Source organism: Psychrobacter sp. TB20-MNA-CIBAN-0197, from assembly GCF_040309765.1.
GTDB lineage: Bacteria > Pseudomonadota > Gammaproteobacteria > Pseudomonadales > Moraxellaceae > Psychrobacter > Psychrobacter submarinus.
In genome coordinates, this window is sequence record NZ_JBEOPC010000770.1 from 1 (window position 1) to 264 (window position 264).

General features: G+C 63.6%; 1 pseudogene. It reads left to right on the forward strand.

Annotated elements, in window-relative coordinates:
* Positions 1-264, forward strand: a pseudogene (locus AAEY83_RS15915) (hypothetical protein); the annotation flags it as partial.

Here is a 264-nt window from a genome sequence, read left to right on the forward strand (position 1 = left end):
GTGCCGGACGCCCTGTCGCTGGCGGCCATGCATTATCTGGCGCAGCGTTTGGGGCGGCATGTCGGCGGGTCGAGCGGGACCAATCTGATCGGTGCGCTGATGGCGGCGCAACAGATGAAAGCGGCGAGGCAGTCGGGGTCGATCGTGGCGATCCTGTGCGATGGCGGCGAGCGTTATGCCGACACGTATTACGACCAGAACTGGTTGAAAGCGCAGGGTTACGAACTGGGTGATTTGATTGCAGCGGTGGCCGCGAGTGCCGAG